This window comes from Hydrogenoanaerobacterium saccharovorans (assembly GCF_003814745.1).
Lineage (GTDB): Bacteria > Bacillota > Clostridia > Oscillospirales > Ruminococcaceae > Hydrogenoanaerobacterium > Hydrogenoanaerobacterium saccharovorans.
In genome coordinates, this window is record NZ_RKRD01000001.1 from 2,133,375 (window position 1) to 2,151,482 (window position 18,108).

Consider the following 18,108-nt stretch of genomic DNA (forward strand, 5'->3'; position numbering starts at 1 on the left):
AAGTTTATATCACGTTCAAATATTAAAGGGACGGCGATGTTACCGTCCCTTATGTGTTTTGCAATTATTTTGTACTGTCTATATAACGTTTATGTGCCTGACGCAGCTCTTCACTGGTATCTTCCGGGCAAGTTGGGTTGCAGTGCGCCCACACGCCGGTTTCGCTGGATGCGTTGAATTTTTGCTTATCTGCTGCACGCATCGGCGGGAAGAACTCGATGTGAAAATGCCAATACTCGCTTGTGTCATCACCATTCACAGGTGCATTGTGCATACACATCATGTACGGGAAGCGGTAACCAAACAAATTGTCCAGCATACCCACGGTCTGCTTCAAACAAACAGCTAAATCTTTTTTCTCATCAGCGGAAAGCTGTGTAATATCGTCCACATGGCGATTGCTGAAAATATATACGCCGTAAGGATATTCGGTAAAAAACGGCAGGAACACCGTGAAATGCTCGGTTTGAAAGATGATACGTTTTTTAAAGCTCAATTCTTCCTTGAGCATACGGCAATAGATGCATTCCCCTTTTTCTGTAAGGTGTTCTTTCGCAGAATCTACCTCGAGCTGAATTTTTTTAGGCACAAACGGATAGCCGTAAATCTGCCCATGCGGGTGCGGCATGGTTACGCCGACTACATCACCGCGGTTTTCGAAGATAAAAACATATTTAATTTTTTCATCTTTAGAAAGTTCTGTAAAGCGCTCGCACCATAAATCCACTAATTTTGTAACATGCTCGTTGGTCAACTCGGGCAGTGTGGTGGTGTGGCCGGGTGAATAAAGAATTACTTCGCATTTGCCGTAAGCTCCTTCTGTTTTGAAAAAATCCGTTGCAACATCATCAGGGACAGGAGGATTTTGACACAATGCCGGGAAATCATTGTCGTATTTATATACATCGTAATCGTCGGGGACTTTACCTGAGCCCGGGCAAAAGGGGCACCAGTTTTTGGGCATTTGGGGGCGTGCTTGACGGTGCGAAGCAATCATCACCCAGTCTTTTGTAAAGGGATGCCATCTAAGTTCAGCCATGTATCTTTATACTCCTTAACAATTGAATTATATACCAAGTTACGCAATATAAGCCTTGTAAGATATCGCGTTGCGTTAACGAAGAATGCTGTTATCCACTTTAATTCCGCCAACGGGACGGATACTCAACACGTGGCAGCTATCGTTACCAAATACTTTTTCTATATCCGCTTTGTACTCGTTTAACAAAGATACGGGTACAAAAGCTTGAATGGTACCCGCAAAACCGCCGCCATGCACGCGCCATGCACCCTTGCCTGCAAGCAGTTTTTCAGAAATAGCAAGCGCAAGTGATAAGCCCTGCTCTGAGGGGTTTTTGGGGGTAAATACGTTTTGCAGGTAATTGAACGATGATTGACCCGAAGCAATCAAAATGCTTTTGAACTTTTCGAAATCTCCTGCTTTCAGCGCTTCGGCTTCTTCTTTTGCCTTTTCGTTATCAGCAAAAAAATGCATTGCGCGAAGTGCCGCACGGTCGCCTGCTTCTTTGCGGATTTCGGCAAGTTTTTCGTAAAAAACATGTTCTTCAACTTCGCGAAGAACCTGTTTGCCGCACAATGCAGCAACCTGCTTCATCTCTGCGGGGATATCGGCATAATCTCCGGTAAGGTCTGCGTGATTGCCCCCGGTATCCACAATGCAAAGAGCATAGCCGGAGTTTGCAAAATCGAAATCTATTTTTTCTACAACGGGATGAGCCGGATCTTTGAAATCGATTGCCACAAAACCACCAACCGAAGATGCTGTCTGGTCCATCAAACCGCAGGGTTTGCCGAAGAAATAGTTCTCGGCATATTGGCCGATTTGTGCTATTTCAACTGCGCTGATTGCTCCGCTGTTGTATGCATGGTTAAGAATTGTACCCACAAGCACCTCAAACGCAGCCGAACTGGAAAGCCCTGAGCCTTTGAGCACATTGGATGTAGTGTAAGCGTCAAAACCGCCGATTTGATAGCCCAGGTCGTTAAATCGAGCGGCAATGCCGCGAATAAGCGCTGACGCTTTGTTAATTTCCTGCTGTTGAACCGTCAAATCAGAAAGATCAATGGTATCCATCGCATAGCCTTCGGATTTAATGCGAATAATACGCTCGTCGTTTTTAGCACATACTGCTATGACATCAAGGTTTACGCTGCCGGCAAGTACTCTGCCGTGCTGATGGTCGGTGTGGTTTCCGCCAACTTCGGTTCTGCCGGGTGCGCTGAAAAACTCTACTTCTTTGCCTTTACCGTATAGTGTTTCAAATTCTGCAATGGCACCCTCGTAACGTTTTGCCTGTTTTAAAGCACCTGCATCATCGGTAGAATAGATGTAAGAAAACAACTCGTTGTAGTTGCCTGCCTGCATGCTTTGGGCTGCTTTTGCCGTATTCATTTAAAAGCTCCTTCCGTGTGATGTGTTTTTTATGTAATGAATTGTATTTTTTCTTTTATTTTAGAGTAACACTTATGCATATTTACATGCAACCCCATAACCATTCAAGTTTATGGATTATTGTTGCAATTTGAAGTTTTTTAGGTTATACTGATTTTATAGCGATAGAAAGCAGGTGGAATAATTGGAAAAAGACTCCTACAAACACTCTTTTAAGCCTAAGATACGCGAAAACCTCGGGCTTACCGTTTACAATTGTGGCTTTCAAAAATGTGAGAGCGGTTATACTTGGGGGCCTGCTCTGCGCGACCATTTTCTGATTCATTATGTTACAGCGGGCAAGGGCACTTACAAAGTAAACAATAAAACTTATGAAGTGCATGCAGGCATGATGTTTGCGGTATTTGAGCTTTCTGTAGTAAGCTACTCGGCAGATGCAGATGACCCATGGGAGTACTACTGGGTGGGCTTTAACGGTGCGGATGCCGAACGTATGATTAAGCTGTCACCATTTTCGAAAGAAAACCCTGTGCTTGATACAAAGGGTAACGACGTATTTCAATCTGCGCTTCTCGATATTTACAATAATGCAGGCAGCAGCCCCGCACATGAAGCACGTATGGTAGGGTATTTGTATCTGTTTTTATCTCATCTCATCGGCCTCTCGGCAAGCGGTGCAAAATACTCATCATCCGGCGCTTTGTATGTAGAAAATGCTTTAAAATTTATTCAGCATAACTACTCCAACAAAATTGATATCTGTGATATTGCAAGCAATATCGGTGTATCACGCTCACACCTGTACCGCATTTTTGTAAAGCACCTCGCTATGTCTCCCAATGAGTATCTCGCTAAATTCCGCATTAACGAGGCTTGTGCCTTGCTGCGCAATTCGTCGCTGTCTATCGGCGAAATAGCAAACTCGGTGGGTTTTGACGACCAGCTTTATTTTTCGAGAGTATTTAAAAAATTTAAAGGTGTGGCACCCAGCCGTTATATCTCCCAAACAGAGCAGCATACCGTTTAATTTTTTTACATATGCTGATGATACACCTTTATTTGTAAAGTGTAATTTGTGATGCAGGATGGGTTCGCATGGATTGGTTTTATCAACTTGCAAAGGATGATTATTGGATGACGTTTAATATGCTTGGAACAAAATTTTTAAAGTGGTTGGATGATAAGTTCCCTACCATCGTGGCTGCAATCATTATCTTTATTATCAGTTGGTTTTTAATAAAATTACTGATAAAAATACTTTCAAAAGGGCTTAAACGCAGCAAAATAGATGTTACGCTTCATGCTTTCATCAAATCTTTGGTTAAAATCACACTCATTGTACTGTTGGCTATTTCTATTGCTACGATGTTAGGCTTGCCAAGCACAAGCCTTGTTACTGCACTGGGTGCGGTGGGTTTGGCACTATCTCTCGCCGTAAAAGATGGCTTGGCAAATCTTGCGGGTGGTTTGATTCTGCTCGCATCAAAACCGTTTGTAGTGGGCGATTACATCGAAGCCGACGGCACAGGCGGTACAGTTGCTAAAATAGACCTCATCCATACCCTACTGCGAACAGTAGATAATAAGCAGATTTTTATTCCAAACGGCAAAATGAGCAATGCAGTTGTAGTAAATTATTCGGCAGCACCTTTGCGTAGGCTGGATTTGGAGTTTTCAATCAGCTACAGTGAGGATTTTGAAAAAGCAAAAGCCATCATTGCAAAAATTATCGAGCAGCACCCATTAGCACTAAAAGAACCCGAACCGATGGTTCGCCTGTATAAGCACAACCCCAGTGCGTTGATTATTGTATCGCGGGTTTGGGTAGACGGCACAAAGTATTGGGACCTCTATTTTGATATGATGGAACTTGTAAAGCAAAAGCTTGATGAAGCAAAAATCTCTATTCCATACAATCAATTGGATGTACACATAAAATAAACACATATGTAAAAGGAGCGCGGTTGCGCTCCTTTTTAATTGCCTGTGCTGCTCGTTAGCCGTTTGCTTGAGCCATATACTTTTGTTTTGCCTGTGTAACCTTATTCTGGTCTGCTGCCTCTACCTGATACCATCCACGTTTTTGTGCCTCCATAAAAAGCTCGTGCTGAATTTGATGCTCTTCATTCAAGATATTCATAAAATCGGTTTTTAGGGCAGGGGTTGCACATTCGTTGGCAAACGTATTGTAGCCTTCTGTTATAAACTTTTGAGAGGACAGAGCATCATCCATCATCTCTTTGTCGCCGAATTGGTTTGTATTAATCTGCATGATATGCTTCCTCCTCTTTTTAGCTTAAGTGCCCCATCAGCTTATTAAAATGATCTTGATGCTTTGATGCAATCTGTTCACATTTTGCTTTCAGCTGAGGGTCGGTAGATGCCTGCGAATACATTTTATACTTTTTAATTAGGACTTGCTCAACATTAAGCTGATCTTCGATTGCGGATAATTCCTTTGATGTTAAATTGGCCATAGCTTGATCTTCCTTTCGTAAGGGCTTTCAGCCCATTAATCCGAAGTGTCTGTTTGTATTTTATCGTAATGCTCATATTGGAACATAACAATAAAACTCAACAGGCACAAAATTATTTTAACCTAACATTTCATTTGTATGTCTGCCAATTTTTAATTTTTAAAATAGAAAAGACCTGCTCTTAAAAAGCAAGTCTTTTTATAACCACTTTTATAATTCCTTTTTTTCAAATATCCTGCACGAAATTATATACGATATTACCACAAACAAAACTGCAAGCAGCAATAATGCATTACTGCCTCGCAATAACTGTTGCTCTGTTGGTGCAGAAAAGCCCATATGTTTAAAAATAAATGTGCCTATAATGGGCAAAAATATGGATGCCATCATGTAAAGCCTGCCTTTTTCGGGACCAATTTTATAACAAACAGGCATCATAATACTAATAAAAAACAAAGCAAAAGCCAGCATTAGTTTAAGTGACAACCAAGCTTCTCCGGTATTTGTATCGGGTTTAATAATACCCGCTATCACAATCATAACTCCTGTAAGGATTGTACTGGCAGCTACAAGTGTTGCAGAAACAATATAGCGTGCCAAAACAACGTCTCTTCGTGTTAGAGGCATTGACAGCGCATAGCAATCCCACTTAGAAAACTCATCGTAACTAAACAGCGTTGGGGTTAAAGCGGCGCTTAAAACAATAATTACACCCAACATACTGGCAATACTATCTGTTGCAAAACCCAATACACCGTAAAATAATATTAAAAACAATAAAACTTTTTTGTAATTGCTTAAATTGTAAAAATCTTTTAAAATCAAACCTTTCATTTTGCGGCACCTCCAACGTAATACATCATAATATCATCCAGCTTTGCATTGTCGATTACCAAGTGCGGGTGCTTTGCAGCTACCATTGCTCTGTTATTTACCAAGGCATCGCAGCCAAAGCGGTTATTACGGCTTCCGACAATATACTTTTTATCAATTCTTGCAAGTTCTGCATCGGTACCGCGAACAATGGCATAGCTTTCTAGAATGTCATCTTTCCCTGCACTCAATAAAATTTCGCCTTCATGGATAAAAGTAATGTAATCTGCAATTTTTTCAAGGTCACTTGTAATATGCGATGAAAGAAGAATTCCATGCTCTTCATCTTGGATGAAATCGAGAAAAACATCTAATATTTCACTGCGCACTACCGGATCAAGCCCACTGGTAGCCTCGTCGAGCAGCAGTAGTTTGGGGTGGTGCGATAACGCTGCGGCAATAGAAAGTTTCATCTTCATACCGCGCGAAAACTCTTTAATGGGTTTATTTTTTGGCAGTTTAAATTGATTTAAATAACGTTCGTACAGTGCATCATCCCAATTACTGTAAGTTGCTTTTAGTATCTTGCCCACTTGAACCGGCTTGAGCGCGTAGTAAAAGAAGTTTTCGTCAAATACCACGCCAATATCCTGTTTAATTTGTTTTTCATTATCGATTATATCTTTACCAAAAACAAAAATTTCACCCGATGAGCGTTGAATCTCGTTTAAAATAAGCTTTAAAGTCGTTGTTTTGCCCGCTCCGTTTTCGCCGATAAAACCCATTATGCTGCCTTTCGGCAAACAAAAGCTTACATTTTTGAGTTCAAAACCTTTGTATTGCTTGCTTAAATTACGTACTTCCAATATATTATCCATCACTAATCCTCCTTATAAATCAGGTTTAACATTTCTATGAGTTCATTAAGAGATATTCCACCCATTTTGGCTACATCTGCCGCTTTTTGCAATGCGTCTTCTACCATACGCAGGTGTTCTTCCCGTATCAGTTCAAGGTTACGCCCTGCCACAAAACTGCCTTTTCCGGTTACCGATTCGATGAACCCGTCGCGCTCCAAATCGTCGTAGGCACGTTTTGTTGTAATAACGCTGATACGCAATTCTTTTGCAAGCAGACGCATCGAAGGCAGCGCCTCTCCTTCTTGCAGCTCCCCTTTAATGATTTGATTTTTTATTTGTGAAGCAATTTGTTCGTAAATTGGTCTGCCGCTAGAGTTGCTGATAATAATATTCATGAGTTCACCTCTTGCGATATTGTATATATACTATATATACACTTATAACACTTAATATGCCTCTTGTCAATACATAAGTAAAAAAACTGCACCCTCTGCCAAAAGCAGAAAGCGCAGCCATATAGACATTTTATCTAATTTATCATCTTTTTTTAATTTAGTGATGCGGATAAAGAATTGACTCAATGATTCCATCGCTCATATCATCTGTAAAATCAAACAGCTTGCCGGTGCCGATTGCAACACATTCTTCCGAGTACGGCGCTAAATATGCATCTATTTTAAGCACCTTATGCACCAACTCCGGCATTCCGTCCAGTTTTGCGCCGCCGCCCGTAAGCACTATGCCATTTTCAAGCATATCGCCCACCAATTCCGGCGGGGTACGCTCAATAACCGAGCGGACAGCTTGTAATATCTGAATCACGGGTTCCATAAGTACCTCGCGGATGTCACTGCGTTTGACCTTACGTTTTTGAGGTAAACCCGAGAGCAGATTTCTGCCCTTAAATTCCATCTCAGCATCAACCAAACGCGGGGCAACACTGCCCACACCAATTTTAATGCTTTCGGCAGTATGGCGCCCTATCAGCACATTGTAGTTATCTCTGATATATTTAATAATAACATCATCAAACTTATTGCCCGCTATTTTAAGCGATGCCTTGGTGACAATACCGTTGAGCGACAGCACCGCCACATCGGTTGTGCCGCCCCCTATATCAAGAATAATGTTGCCTTTCGCCTTGTTCAGGTCTATTCCCGCACCAATTGCAGCAGCCACAGGCTCTTCTACCAAAAACACCTTGCGTGCGCCTGCAACCACTGCCGCTTCTACAACTGCACGGCTTTCTACATCGGTAATACCGGATGGAACACAGATTGCGACACGCGGTTTAATCACTATATTTTCACTTACTTTTTTAAGAAAATACTTTACCATTTTTTCGCACAGCTCATAGTCGGCAATAACGCCATCTTCCAACGGGCAGACAGCCTTAATTTTATCAGGTGTTTTGCCCAGCATTTTTGCCGCTTCGGTGCCTACTGCAAGCAGCTCACCGGTATAAGAATTTACCGCTACAACCGATGGCTCTTTTAAGCAAACACCCTGCTCTTTGGTGTAAATTATCACCGATGACGTGCCAAGATCAATTCCGATATCAACGTTACTCATCTATGTATATCCTCCGATGCAGATTCCACTGCTACAATCTCATCTATCAGTATATCTGCTTTTTTTACTTGATTCAACATAATTTTCTAAACTTTATCCAAAGGCTGCACATGCGGGGTAAAAAACACAGCTGCCCCATATACCTTGGCTGCGCCGGCTGCCTTAAGCACAGCAGCACATTCCTGTAATGTAGCACCTGTTGTGGTAATATCGTCAACCAAAAGCACTGTTTTGTCTGCAACCGTATGGGGCAACTGCACTTTATAAACATTTTTTACATTTTCGGCTCGTTCTGCTTTTGATAAATGATGCTGTACCTTGTTGCTTCTAATCTTTTTGATGGCACTTGGCTGATATGGCAAACTCATACTTTTTGCCAAACGAGAGGCTATGTACTCTGATTGATTGAAACCTCTTTTTCTTTTTGCATCGATATACATAGGAACTGGTATAATTATGCTGCAATTAAACTTTTGGTATAATTCATCGATTTGGTTTTCAAAAGTTTCTTGCAATAAAAGTTGATAGCACTGAAACTGACGGTGGAATTTAAACTCCCTCATCAACGCGGCACCTGCCCCGCTGTAGTAAAACACTGCAGTCAAACCATCCAAAGGCGATTCGCATGGAATCACAGGAGAATGCAGCGTTTTAAGCGAGGGCAAGCAACTTTCACAAAGTGCCCCTTCGGCAATCACCTGCTTGCAGCAAGCACATCTTCGCGGGAAAAACAGGTTTAAAAATCGGTTCCATAAATTCTCTTTCATGATTCTTCTCCGATTAATTGCTCTTCGCTTAAAAACTGTGCCAAATTAGTGTAGCGCATCATTTTTTTATTATTATCAACCATATAAAACACACTGTTTTCATCGCCGATAAGAATAAGCAGGCGTTTGGCTCGTGTTACCGCGGTATAAAGCAGGTTGCGGTAATACAGGTTGCGGGTTGCATGCAGCAGCGGGATAATCACCGCTTCAAACTCACTGCCCTGCGATTTATGCACTGTGATGGCATAGCCAAGCTCCAATTCGTTTGCCATATCAAAACTGTATTCCGCCTGCTTATCGTCAAAGCGCAGCAGCATCATACGGCTTGATTTATCAATCTGCAATATCTCACCGATATCTCCGTTAAAAATGCCCAGCCCGTTCTCTCCATCCTCTTTATCCCAAACAATATCATAGTTATTGCGAATTTGCATCACTTTATCGCCTTCGCGAAAAATATAACCACCGAATTTAAACTCATTTTTGCCTTTTTCAGGTGGGTTTAAACTCTGCTGAAGGCAGCGGTTGAGTTCCATCGTACCCAGTTCGCTTTTTCGAGTAGGCGAAAGCACCTGAATATCCCACTTGGGAGAAAAGCCATACGCCTTGGGTAAACGGCGGCTGATTAGGTCAACCAGTGTTTGCGTAATCGCTTGATGACTGGTTCCCCGCATAAAAAAGAAGTCGTTATCGCGCACATTCAAATCGGGGTACTCGCCGCGCACAATCTGATGCGCGTTGGTTACAATCAGGCTTTGCGCTGCCTGCCTGAAAATCTCCTGCAAATGTACCGTGTAAAGCATGTCCGAATCAATGATATCGCGCAGAACGTTGCCCGCACCCACCGAGGGCAGCTGGTCGGCATCGCCCACCATCACCAGCCTGCAAGATAGACGCATAGCGCGCAAGAGGCTCTCAAACAGCAGGGTATCCACCATCGACATCTCATCAATGATCAGTACACCGGCATCCAGTGGGTTGCGCTCGTTGCGTTTAAACGTAAGCGCATCGCCTGCTTTAAAGTCCACCTCCAATAAACGGTGGATGGTTTTGGCTTCGCGCCCTGTCATCTCTGCCATACGTTTGGCGGCTCTGCCAGTGGGGGCGGCGAGCAAAACCTTTTCTCCAATCTGTTCAAACAACTCGATGATGGCATTGATCGTGGTTGTTTTACCGGTACCAGGCCCGCCCGTAAGGATAAACACCCCATTGTTAAGTGCTGCTGTTATCGCCTTACGCTGCAAACTTTCGTATTTGATGGACAAATTCTGTTCCAGCAAATCAATTTGCTGAGAATAATCTATATCGGGGCTTTCAAAAGCACTGCGTGCTATAATCAGACGTCCAGAGATGTATCGTTCAGCACAATAAAGTTCGGGTAAATAAATAAGTGTTCTGCTGCCTGTTTTTAGTGCCACAAGTTCTTCAGATGATATCTGTTCAAACAGGCATTGTTCCACCAACGCGCGGTCAACCCCCAGCAGCTCGGTAGAAATTCGAATCAAGTTTGACTCAGGTAAGCAGGTGTGGCCGTTGCCGAGGTTGTGCCGCAAAACAAACGCCAAAGCCGCGCAGATGCGATGCGGATGCTCCATAGGAAACTCCATTTCCATTGCAATCGAATCGGCTTGTACAAAAGCAAGCCCTAAATCTCCGTTACAAAGCAGATAGGGGTTTTCGGTTAAAACTTCTACCGATGCACCACCCCATTTTTTCCACACACGTACACAAACAGATGGGTGCACATTGTATTTTGAAAGAAACATCATCACCATACGTACACCGTAGATACGCTTAAAATCTTCTGCGATCTCCTGTGCCTTTCTGGGTGAGATTCCTTTGACTTCAGTAAGTCGATCGGGTGACTTTTCAATAATATCAAGAGTGGTATCTCCAAAATGAGTAACCAGACGGTTTGCCAGCACAGGCCCTATCCCCTTAATGGACTTGGATGATAAATATTTTAAAATGGCATTGGCGGTAGCGGGCAAAGTTTTTTGGCATACCGATACGCGAAATTGCTGCCCGTAAGTGGGGTGCGCTATGTATTCCCCCAGTAACGAAAGTTGCTCTCCCTCAGAGATTTCTACCATCTCACCAACGACGGTGACCAACTCAGTTTCGTTTTTTACCGCCAGCCCCAGTACGGTGAAGCCCGTGTCATCGCTGTGAAAGCTTATATACTCTACTGTGCCTTCCAGTTTCTCCAGTTCCTGTTCTTTCACGTGCTTCACCTCCTTACTTTTTTTGTATTAATTTGTCTGATAAACGCCGATAGGCTCTTATAAGTATAATACAGGCTACTTATTTTGTAAACCTTTCAGCACGCTCGGCAGGTCATCTCCGCTGCAAATACGTGCATACGAACACCCTTGGCAAAAGATCGTACAGACTGTAAGTGTTTCAACGTCTGCACCGAAATCCGCTATCAAAAGAATGGGATTGGTTCCGAAAGTACCCTGCAAAAGGTCGGTATAGGCACTGCGGAGCTGTTGTTCTATATCCGGCTCGTTACCGAATACGGGCAGTACCGCAGCTACATGCGTTGGATAGCGCGGCTTCAAAATCCATCGCTGTAAGGCAACCAAAATATAACCAAGGCCCACCGATGCCATAAGACCGATGGCAATGAGAATAGCCGTTTTCATATAATTTACCTCCGTTTTAATAAAGTAGAGTACCCTATTCTATGAAAAAACGGCAAATCATGTGAAAAGCGGGTGAGGTAATCCTCACCCGCTGCCTGTTGTTATTTGTGTTCGGAAATATATTTTTTCAGTGCATCTACACGGTCTGTTTTCTCCCACTGAACATCAAGGTCTTCTCTGCCGACATGCCCATAAGCCGCCAACTGACGATAAATGGGTTTGCGCAGATCCAGCTCGCGGATAATTGCCGCAGGGCGCAAATCAAACACATGGGTTGCTGCCTGAGAAAGCAAGTCGTCGTTTACTGTGCCTGTGCCAAAGGTATCTACCATTACAGAAACAGGTGCAGCCACACCAATTGCATAGGCAAGCTGAATTTCGCATTTTTTTGCAAACCCTGCTGCTACCATGTTTTTTGCAACATACCTTGCCGCGTAAGCTGCACTGCGGTCAACCTTGGTTGGGTCTTTGCCCGAAAATGCACCGCCGCCATGTCTTGCATAACCACCGTAGGTATCTACAATAATCTTTCTTCCGGTCAGTCCGCTGTCACCCTGCGGGCCGCCTATTACAAAACGGCCTGTGGGGTTGATAAAGATTTTGGTTTTGCTGTCGAGCAAATCAGCCGGAACAATTGGTTGAATTACGTGCTTGATGATATCTTCGCGGATGGTTTCGAGCGCAACTTCAGGGCCGTGCTGGCTTGAAACAACCACCGTATCTACACGTACAGGCTTATCTTCTTCGTATTCAATGGTAACCTGTGTTTTTCCATCGGGACGAAGATAAGAAAGCGTGCCGTTTTTACGCACCTCGGTAAGACGTTTTGCCAGCTTATGCGCCAAAGAGATAGGCATAGGCATCAGCTCGGGGGTTTCATCGCAAGCATAGCCAAACATCATTCCCTGGTCGCCTGCTCCGGTTTCATCCTCTGCAGCACTGCTGCTGCCGCTTTTTGCCTCAAGCGCACGGTCAACACCCAGTGCAATATCACCGGATTGCTCATTGATTGTGGTAATTACGGCACAGGTATCGCAGTCAAAGCCATATTTAGCACGGTCATATCCAATGTCTGAAATAACTCCGCGCACAATTTTGGGGATATCAACATAACAGTTGGTGGTAATCTCGCCCATCAGCATCACCATTCCGGTAGTGACAGTGGTTTCGCACGCAACACGTGCAGATGGATCCTGCTCTATGATGGAGTCAAGGACTGCATCGGAGATTTGGTCGCAGATTTTATCTGGATGACCCTCGGTCACCGATTCGGAAGTAAAAAGATGTCTTGCCATAAAAAATCCTCCTATGATTGTTTACTTACTGTTTTACAGCACCTAAATTTAATTTTGCCGCAGATGAAAGCCTGCAAACAAAAAAATCTCGGTGCAATACCGAGATTCTATGTGATCCTCATCTCTCGGTTTCCCGCAGGATTTGGCACCTTGCTAAAATGCAGGTTGCCGGGCATCGCAGGGCCTGTCCCTCCGCCACTCTTGATAAGGGGTTATTCAGTTTGTAGCTACTATTATAGTATAAAATATAGCATTTTGTCAACAATTATTTTAAATTTTTTATACTCCAAGTAGTTTACCAGTCGATTTATACAGTAAAAAGGTGATTATTGAGTTAATGCCTGCTTTCATAAGATTGAACGGAATAATAATAGGAAGCAGCATCCCCAACACAGCGTTTATAGGAACATCCATAAATAGCGGAGTAAAAATAAGATTCATAACTATCATCAGTGCTGTCATGGTAAGGGTACCGGCGCCAAGAGCAATTACTGCTGTTTTTTTGGATTTATTGCGTTTATAAATTGCACCCGCAACCAACACATATCCTCCTGTTGCAAAAAAATGCATTGCAATGCCAATAATACCGCTTGCAGCGCTGACTGTTGTACCCTGCAGCACCGAAACTACCAGTGTAAGAATCAACGCCGAATAAGGCCCATACGCAAATGCGCTGATAAACAGCGGAATATCTGCCGGATCATACTCTAAAAACGGTGCAGGCGGAAAAGGAATGCGCACTGCCAGCAGCAATACAATAGATATTGCAGCCAACATACCAAGACGAGTAAGCTTTTTTACAGATGTATTCATGGGTGTACCTCCTGTGTCCGAAATTCGGACAAATAAGTTAGATAGCTGTCAGAAGGGTTTTGCGTAGGCGGTGCGACAAAATAAAAAATCCCTGATGAAAAAATCATCAGGGAAAAATGGGTTTTAAATCAACCGCACCCGTTTCTTTCATCCGGACTATACCGTCGGTATCGGATTCTAACCGATTCATGCATTTGCTCGCGGACTTATCGCTTATCAGCGCTTCACCGCCGGTGAGGATTTACACCTCGCCCTGAAACAGACTATTCTACTAAACATATTATATACTGCTTGCAGCCGTTTTGCAATAGGGTGCTGTAATTTTCCATCAAATTTGTGTTACCTCATTTTTATACCGCAGCAAAGGTAAAAAAACAAGAAAAGATAATGCGGTTGTAATAAAGCATGCAACTGTCATGCTGTCCAGTCCCCATAAGTCAATGATTAAGCCGCCAAAATAAGAACCGAGTATCGCTCCAAGCGCGTTGGTCAGTGCCATCCCCAAAGATATTGCAGATGAATTCATCTTGCGCGGGGTCATAAGTTTTACAAAATCCATAAACACCCCAAGAAACCCGATATATGCAATCCCGCTGAAAATCATTGCAAAGGTCAGCCCTGTCATGGTAGGCATAAATTTTAAGAAAAGCAAGTCGAAAAATAATGCAAATAGTACAATTAAGTAAGAATATTCCGCTTTGTACCGTCTTGTCACTCTGCCGATAAGGTAAATGGCGGGGAATTCAATCAAAGCAGAGACAAAAAACAATACTCCCAGCTCTTGTTCTGCTCCTCCCGTTACCGCAACATAGTTTGACACAAAAGTTTTGGTAGCTTTCAGCCCGATTTGGTAACACAGCGCACTTGTTAAAAACAACATATACGGCTTGTTGGATGCAAGTGTTTTTGCCACTTGTAGTGTAGATAATGACTGATTGCCTGCCGTTTTGTTAAGGTGCTTGCTGTTTTGGCAAGCAACCTCAGGGATTGGAATACAAACCAAAAACAAAGCCGATGCAAGCAACGCATAAGAAATAAACATTACGTTTGTACCATAGCGTTTAAGCAGTACGCCAAAGCCCAATGCAAAAAAAGCATAAAAAAATGAAGCAAATCCACGAGATATTTCGTAGTTAATATAGGGCTTTTCATCGCGGAGTAAAAGTATCCAAGCGGCTATAATTGTTTCGTTCGAGTTGTAAAAGCAAGAATAGATCACAATCGAAAGCATAGCAAGGGGGATAATTTTAACTGTTAAAGGCAAAAGAAAAGCCGCAGGTATCGTAATAACTGTTGCGATCATCAAAAAGCGTTTGCAAGATATATATGTATCGGTAATATACCCATAAAACGGCTGTAAAATGAGGCAAGTAAGGTATTGCAAAGTAATAGCCAGCCCACACTGCATATTTGTAAAACCATTCATCTGCAAATACATCACCAAAAAAGCACTGTATGCACAAAATGATATTTGATAGAGACTCTGTACTGCAATAAAGTAAATATTTTCTTTTTTAAAAAAGTCTTTCATGAATACACTCCATTGTTTATCGAATCAGATTTATAGTATCATATTGGTGGCATAATTACAAACAAAAGAATTGTTTTAACTTATGAATTCTTAACGGTATATTTATTGACAGTAAACGCTTACTACTTTACAATAACTAAATATAGAGGTTTTTGACGAAAAAGCCACAACAGAAAGAAGAATTTGAAGTGACATTAGAAAAAAGAAAGCGATTTATTATTAATTTCGCATTTGCGGCCTGCATTATAGTAATTTTATATTTCTGCTTTAAATATTTAGCAGCATGGTTGCTCCCCTTCATAATCGGTTTGGCAATTGCAGCGTTTTTGCAGCGCCCCATCAACTGGATTACACAAAAAACACGGCTTAATAAAAGCATTGTCGCACCCATTCTTGCTTTTATCTTGCTGACGATTATTGGGTTTTTATGCGTTCTTTGTATCTATAATGCAATTAACGAAGTGGCAGATATTGTGGTACATCTGCCCGAGTGGTACCAAAAAACAGCACCTGCTGTTGCCGATGCATTGAGCAGCAGGATGGATAATTTGCTGGAGCGACTGCCGAACGAATTAGAACAGCAAATAGGACAATTTTCACAAGACATAATCCATACAACACAACAAAAACTGATATCTCTTTCTGGTACAGCTGTTACATGGCTTGCTAATAAAGCCTCTTTACTGCCTGCTATGCTTATTTCCATCATTATTACAATTGTAGCAACCTTTTTTATCAGTGTAGAGTTCGACAATCTAAAACATTTTTTCAAACTGCAAATTCCGCAAAAATATCTTATACAGGTAACGAATACTTGGGATACATTTGGCAAAACACTATTGCAAATGCTTCGCTCGTATCTGCTCATTATGTTTATCACTTTTGTTGAGCTTTCCATCGGCTTGGTTTTGCTCAAGGTAGATTATGCAATTTTACTGGCTGCGATTATCTCGTTGGTAGATATTCTGCCGGTCATCGGAACGGGTACTATATTGATTCCTTGGGGGCTTATCAGCTTGATTATGGGGCAAACCGGGTTCGGAATTGCCATACTCGTTTTGTATGTTATCATTACTGTAATTCGCAACATTCTAGAACCGCGTATTATCGGCAAGCGCATTGGGTTGCACCCCCTAGTTACTCTAATCTTTATGTACCTGGGGCTGCATGTAATGGGGATTGTTGGTATGTTTGTGTTCCCGCTTGCTGTAATCTTGCTTAAAGATTTGCAGTCAGCAGGGAAAATTCATCTTTGGCAAGAAAACGAATCAGATACTTGAAAAAACGCCCGAATATGAAATTTATTCGGGCGTTTTGTTATGGAGTTTTGCGAAAAGGTTTCGCAGCAAAATATCGTACAGAATACCACAGACGAACCGCCGATGATACAATTAAAATTCCCAGTGCCAGAGCCCCGGCGGTTCCAAAGGTATACCCCGCCTTCTCAATAAACATAGGGATATTTCCTCGGATGCAGTATTCCATCGTGTAATAAAGTCCGCCGCCCGGTACTAACGGCAGAATGGATATAAGCAAACAAGCAGTAACCGGAACTTTTTGAATGCGTGCTATCACTTCGGAATACAGTGATATAATCAAAGTAGCAACGAAACTTTGAAATATAGGGTTATTTAAATTGCCACAAAGCAAATATACCAGCCACCCCATCGAACCGCCCAGCGGAGCCAAAATCATCATTTTACCACGCAGATTGGACACAAAGCAAAATGCGAAGCAGCCAATGAACACATAGATACACGATAAAATGCTTTCCATCTTCATGCCTACACCACTTTCATCATACACCAAATATCAAACGAGAAACCGTCAAAGCGATACCGGCGCCCAGTGCGATTGCAGTAGCACTCAGCAGTGCTTCGGTAAGTTTAATTATTCCCGAAATCAAATCTCCCGCAATAATATCCCGCATAAAATTGGTTACGGCAACACCCGGTACCAAATTCATTAATGTACCTATAATTATTTTATCGGAATTTGTACCCAGCCGCAAATGTACCGCAATAAGTGCAAGCACGGTTGCCGTCATACTTGAAATAATAATTGTAAAAAACAAGTTGGTATGAAATCTTTTCATGTGATAACTTACAATTTTAATGGCTGCACCGCCAAACGCTGCACAAACAGAATCCGCAAAGTTTCCACCATAAAACAACGTGAAAGCCGCAGCAATTAAAGCAAATGCGATGATCTGAACCCCATAGCTATAGGCGGGAATACCTTTAATCTCATCAAGTTGCTGCTGTACCTGCGTAAAATCAGGAGTATCTTTGCATATACAGCGGCAAAGGTCATTTAAACGACGCACCTTTTCAAGGTTTGTGGTTGTAGAATAGACACGTTTAATTTGAGAAACAGGCTCTGCACCATCCATTCGAATTGTAACGATGATACAAGATGGGATAGCAAACACTTCATTTTGTGTAATACCATAAGCCTCAAAAATCCGACGCATAGATTCTTCAATACGGTAAATTTCTGCTCCGCTTTTTAAAAGCTGATATCCGATTTCAATTGTTGTATTTACTGCCTCATAACAATTCAACTGTATCACTCATTTCAAGTCAATACTGTTATTTTAACCAAATTAACAATGTTCATTATACCACTATATTTCAATACGAACCAGATATCTTTATCATATAAAAAAAGAAGTTATGACCAAACGATCATAACTTCTTTTGTGTTGGCACTGTCCTATCTTCCCAGGCAGCTTCCCGCCAAGTATTTTCAGCACTGATGAGCTTAACTTCCGTGTTCGGTATGGGAACGGGTGGAACCTCATCGTCATAAGCACCAACTGATGGTGTCGGCATCGACTTATCTTCCCAGGCAGCTTCCCACCAAGTATTTTCAGCACAAATGAGCTTAACTACCGTGTTCGGTATGGGAACGGGTGGA

At 42.3% G+C, this 18,108-nt stretch carries 19 protein-coding genes, 2 rRNA genes and 2 riboswitches; of the genes, 3 read left to right on the top strand and 18 right to left on the bottom strand.

What is annotated here, in order from left to right; all coding sequences use genetic code 11:
* Positions 1-64 precede the first annotated feature (64 nt).
* Both galT and EDD70_RS09945 read right to left on the bottom strand, forming a co-directional pair.
* Positions 65-1,039: a galactose-1-phosphate uridylyltransferase gene (gene galT / locus EDD70_RS09940; protein WP_092750443.1), complete on the bottom strand. Its 975-nt coding sequence runs from the start codon at positions 1,037-1,039 to the stop codon at positions 65-67.
* 75 nt (positions 1,040-1,114) lie between these two features.
* Positions 1,115-2,413 (bottom strand): galactokinase, encoded by a 1,299-nt coding sequence (locus EDD70_RS09945; protein ID WP_092750441.1) that lies wholly within the window; start codon positions 2,411-2,413, stop codon positions 1,115-1,117.
* Between the two features lie 184 nt (positions 2,414-2,597).
* Between EDD70_RS09945 and EDD70_RS09950 the strand changes: the two genes are divergently transcribed.
* Positions 2,598-3,440, top strand: a complete 843-nt coding sequence (locus EDD70_RS09950) for an AraC family transcriptional regulator (protein ID WP_205408566.1) — start codon at positions 2,598-2,600, stop codon at positions 3,438-3,440.
* 68 nt (positions 3,441-3,508) lie between these two features.
* Entirely contained in the window at positions 3,509-4,354 is an 846-nt protein-coding gene (locus EDD70_RS09955; RefSeq protein ID WP_092750439.1) for a mechanosensitive ion channel family protein, read from the top strand.
* A 55-nt stretch (positions 4,355-4,409) separates the two neighbouring features.
* Here the strand turns inward: EDD70_RS09955 and EDD70_RS09960 are convergent, their stop codons facing one another.
* The 12 genes from EDD70_RS09960 to EDD70_RS10015 all read right to left on the bottom strand — a co-directional run bounded on the left by EDD70_RS09960 (position 4,410) and on the right by EDD70_RS10015 (position 15,189).
* Positions 4,410-4,685 (bottom strand): spore coat protein, encoded by a 276-nt coding sequence (locus tag EDD70_RS09960; RefSeq protein ID WP_092750437.1) that lies wholly within the window; start codon positions 4,683-4,685, stop codon positions 4,410-4,412.
* A gap of 19 nt (positions 4,686-4,704) precedes the next feature.
* Positions 4,705-4,890 (bottom strand): ferritin family protein, encoded by a 186-nt coding sequence (locus tag EDD70_RS09965; RefSeq protein WP_092750435.1) that lies wholly within the window; start codon positions 4,888-4,890, stop codon positions 4,705-4,707.
* Between the two features lie 210 nt (positions 4,891-5,100).
* Entirely contained in the window at positions 5,101-5,724 is a 624-nt protein-coding gene (locus EDD70_RS09970; protein WP_092750433.1) for an ABC-2 transporter permease, read from the bottom strand.
* Positions 5,721-6,581, bottom strand: coding sequence for an ABC transporter ATP-binding protein (locus EDD70_RS09975; protein ID WP_092750431.1), 861 nt, complete (start codon positions 6,579-6,581; stop codon positions 5,721-5,723). Before EDD70_RS09975 ends, EDD70_RS09970 begins: the two co-directional genes overlap by 4 nt.
* A gap of 2 nt (positions 6,582-6,583) precedes the next feature.
* The gene (locus tag EDD70_RS09980; protein ID WP_092750429.1) at positions 6,584-6,958 is read right to left on the bottom strand and encodes a GntR family transcriptional regulator; all 375 of its coding nucleotides are present in this window, start codon (positions 6,956-6,958) and stop codon (positions 6,584-6,586) included.
* Between the two features lie 157 nt (positions 6,959-7,115).
* Positions 7,116-8,135 carry a rod shape-determining protein gene (gene mreB, locus EDD70_RS09985; RefSeq protein WP_092750427.1) on the bottom strand — a complete coding sequence of 340 codons (1,020 nt, stop codon included), beginning with the start codon at positions 8,133-8,135 and terminating at the stop codon, positions 7,116-7,118.
* 86 nt (positions 8,136-8,221) lie between these two features.
* Entirely contained in the window at positions 8,222-8,902 is a 681-nt protein-coding gene (locus EDD70_RS09990; protein ID WP_092750425.1) for a ComF family protein, read from the bottom strand.
* A complete protein-coding gene (gene recD2, locus EDD70_RS09995; protein WP_092750422.1) occupies positions 8,899-11,127 on the bottom strand; it encodes an SF1B family DNA helicase RecD2 in 2,229 nt (742 codons plus the stop codon). The genes EDD70_RS09990 and recD2 overlap by 4 nt, the downstream gene beginning before the upstream one ends.
* Positions 11,128-11,202: 75 nt before the next feature.
* Positions 11,203-11,550, bottom strand: coding sequence for a hypothetical protein (locus tag EDD70_RS10000; protein WP_092750420.1), 348 nt, complete (start codon positions 11,548-11,550; stop codon positions 11,203-11,205).
* A gap of 101 nt (positions 11,551-11,651) precedes the next feature.
* Positions 11,652-12,845: a methionine adenosyltransferase gene (metK, locus tag EDD70_RS10005; RefSeq protein ID WP_092750418.1), complete on the bottom strand. Its 1,194-nt coding sequence runs from the start codon at positions 12,843-12,845 to the stop codon at positions 11,652-11,654.
* Positions 12,846-12,960: 115 nt separating this feature from the next.
* Positions 12,961-13,056, bottom strand: a riboswitch (SAM riboswitch).
* A gap of 68 nt (positions 13,057-13,124) precedes the next feature.
* A complete protein-coding gene (locus tag EDD70_RS10010) occupies positions 13,125-13,658 on the bottom strand; it encodes an ECF transporter S component (protein ID WP_092750416.1) in 534 nt (177 codons plus the stop codon).
* Between the two features lie 135 nt (positions 13,659-13,793).
* A riboswitch (FMN riboswitch) is annotated at positions 13,794-13,923 on the bottom strand.
* 63 nt (positions 13,924-13,986) lie between these two features.
* Complete coding sequence (locus EDD70_RS10015; protein WP_092750414.1) at positions 13,987-15,189, bottom strand: MFS transporter; 1,203 nt, start codon at positions 15,187-15,189, stop codon at positions 13,987-13,989.
* A gap of 152 nt (positions 15,190-15,341) precedes the next feature.
* On the opposite strand from EDD70_RS10015, the gene ytvI reads away from it, so the two are divergent.
* Positions 15,342-16,469, top strand: coding sequence for a sporulation integral membrane protein YtvI (gene ytvI / locus EDD70_RS10020; RefSeq protein ID WP_092750412.1), 1,128 nt, complete (start codon positions 15,342-15,344; stop codon positions 16,467-16,469).
* 37 nt (positions 16,470-16,506) lie between these two features.
* On the opposite strand, the gene EDD70_RS10025 is transcribed toward ytvI, so the two are convergent.
* The 4 genes from EDD70_RS10025 to rrf (EDD70_RS10040) form a co-directional block, all read right to left on the bottom strand.
* Positions 16,507-16,971, bottom strand: coding sequence for a threonine/serine exporter family protein (locus EDD70_RS10025; RefSeq protein WP_092750409.1), 465 nt, complete (start codon positions 16,969-16,971; stop codon positions 16,507-16,509).
* A gap of 16 nt (positions 16,972-16,987) precedes the next feature.
* Complete coding sequence (locus EDD70_RS10030) at positions 16,988-17,752, bottom strand: threonine/serine exporter family protein (RefSeq protein ID WP_162840744.1); 765 nt, start codon at positions 17,750-17,752, stop codon at positions 16,988-16,990.
* Between the two features lie 139 nt (positions 17,753-17,891).
* Positions 17,892-18,008: ribosomal RNA gene (gene rrf, locus EDD70_RS10035) — 5S ribosomal RNA — on the bottom strand.
* A gap of 6 nt (positions 18,009-18,014) precedes the next feature.
* Positions 18,015-18,108 (bottom strand): 5S ribosomal RNA (rrf, locus tag EDD70_RS10040); the annotation flags it as partial.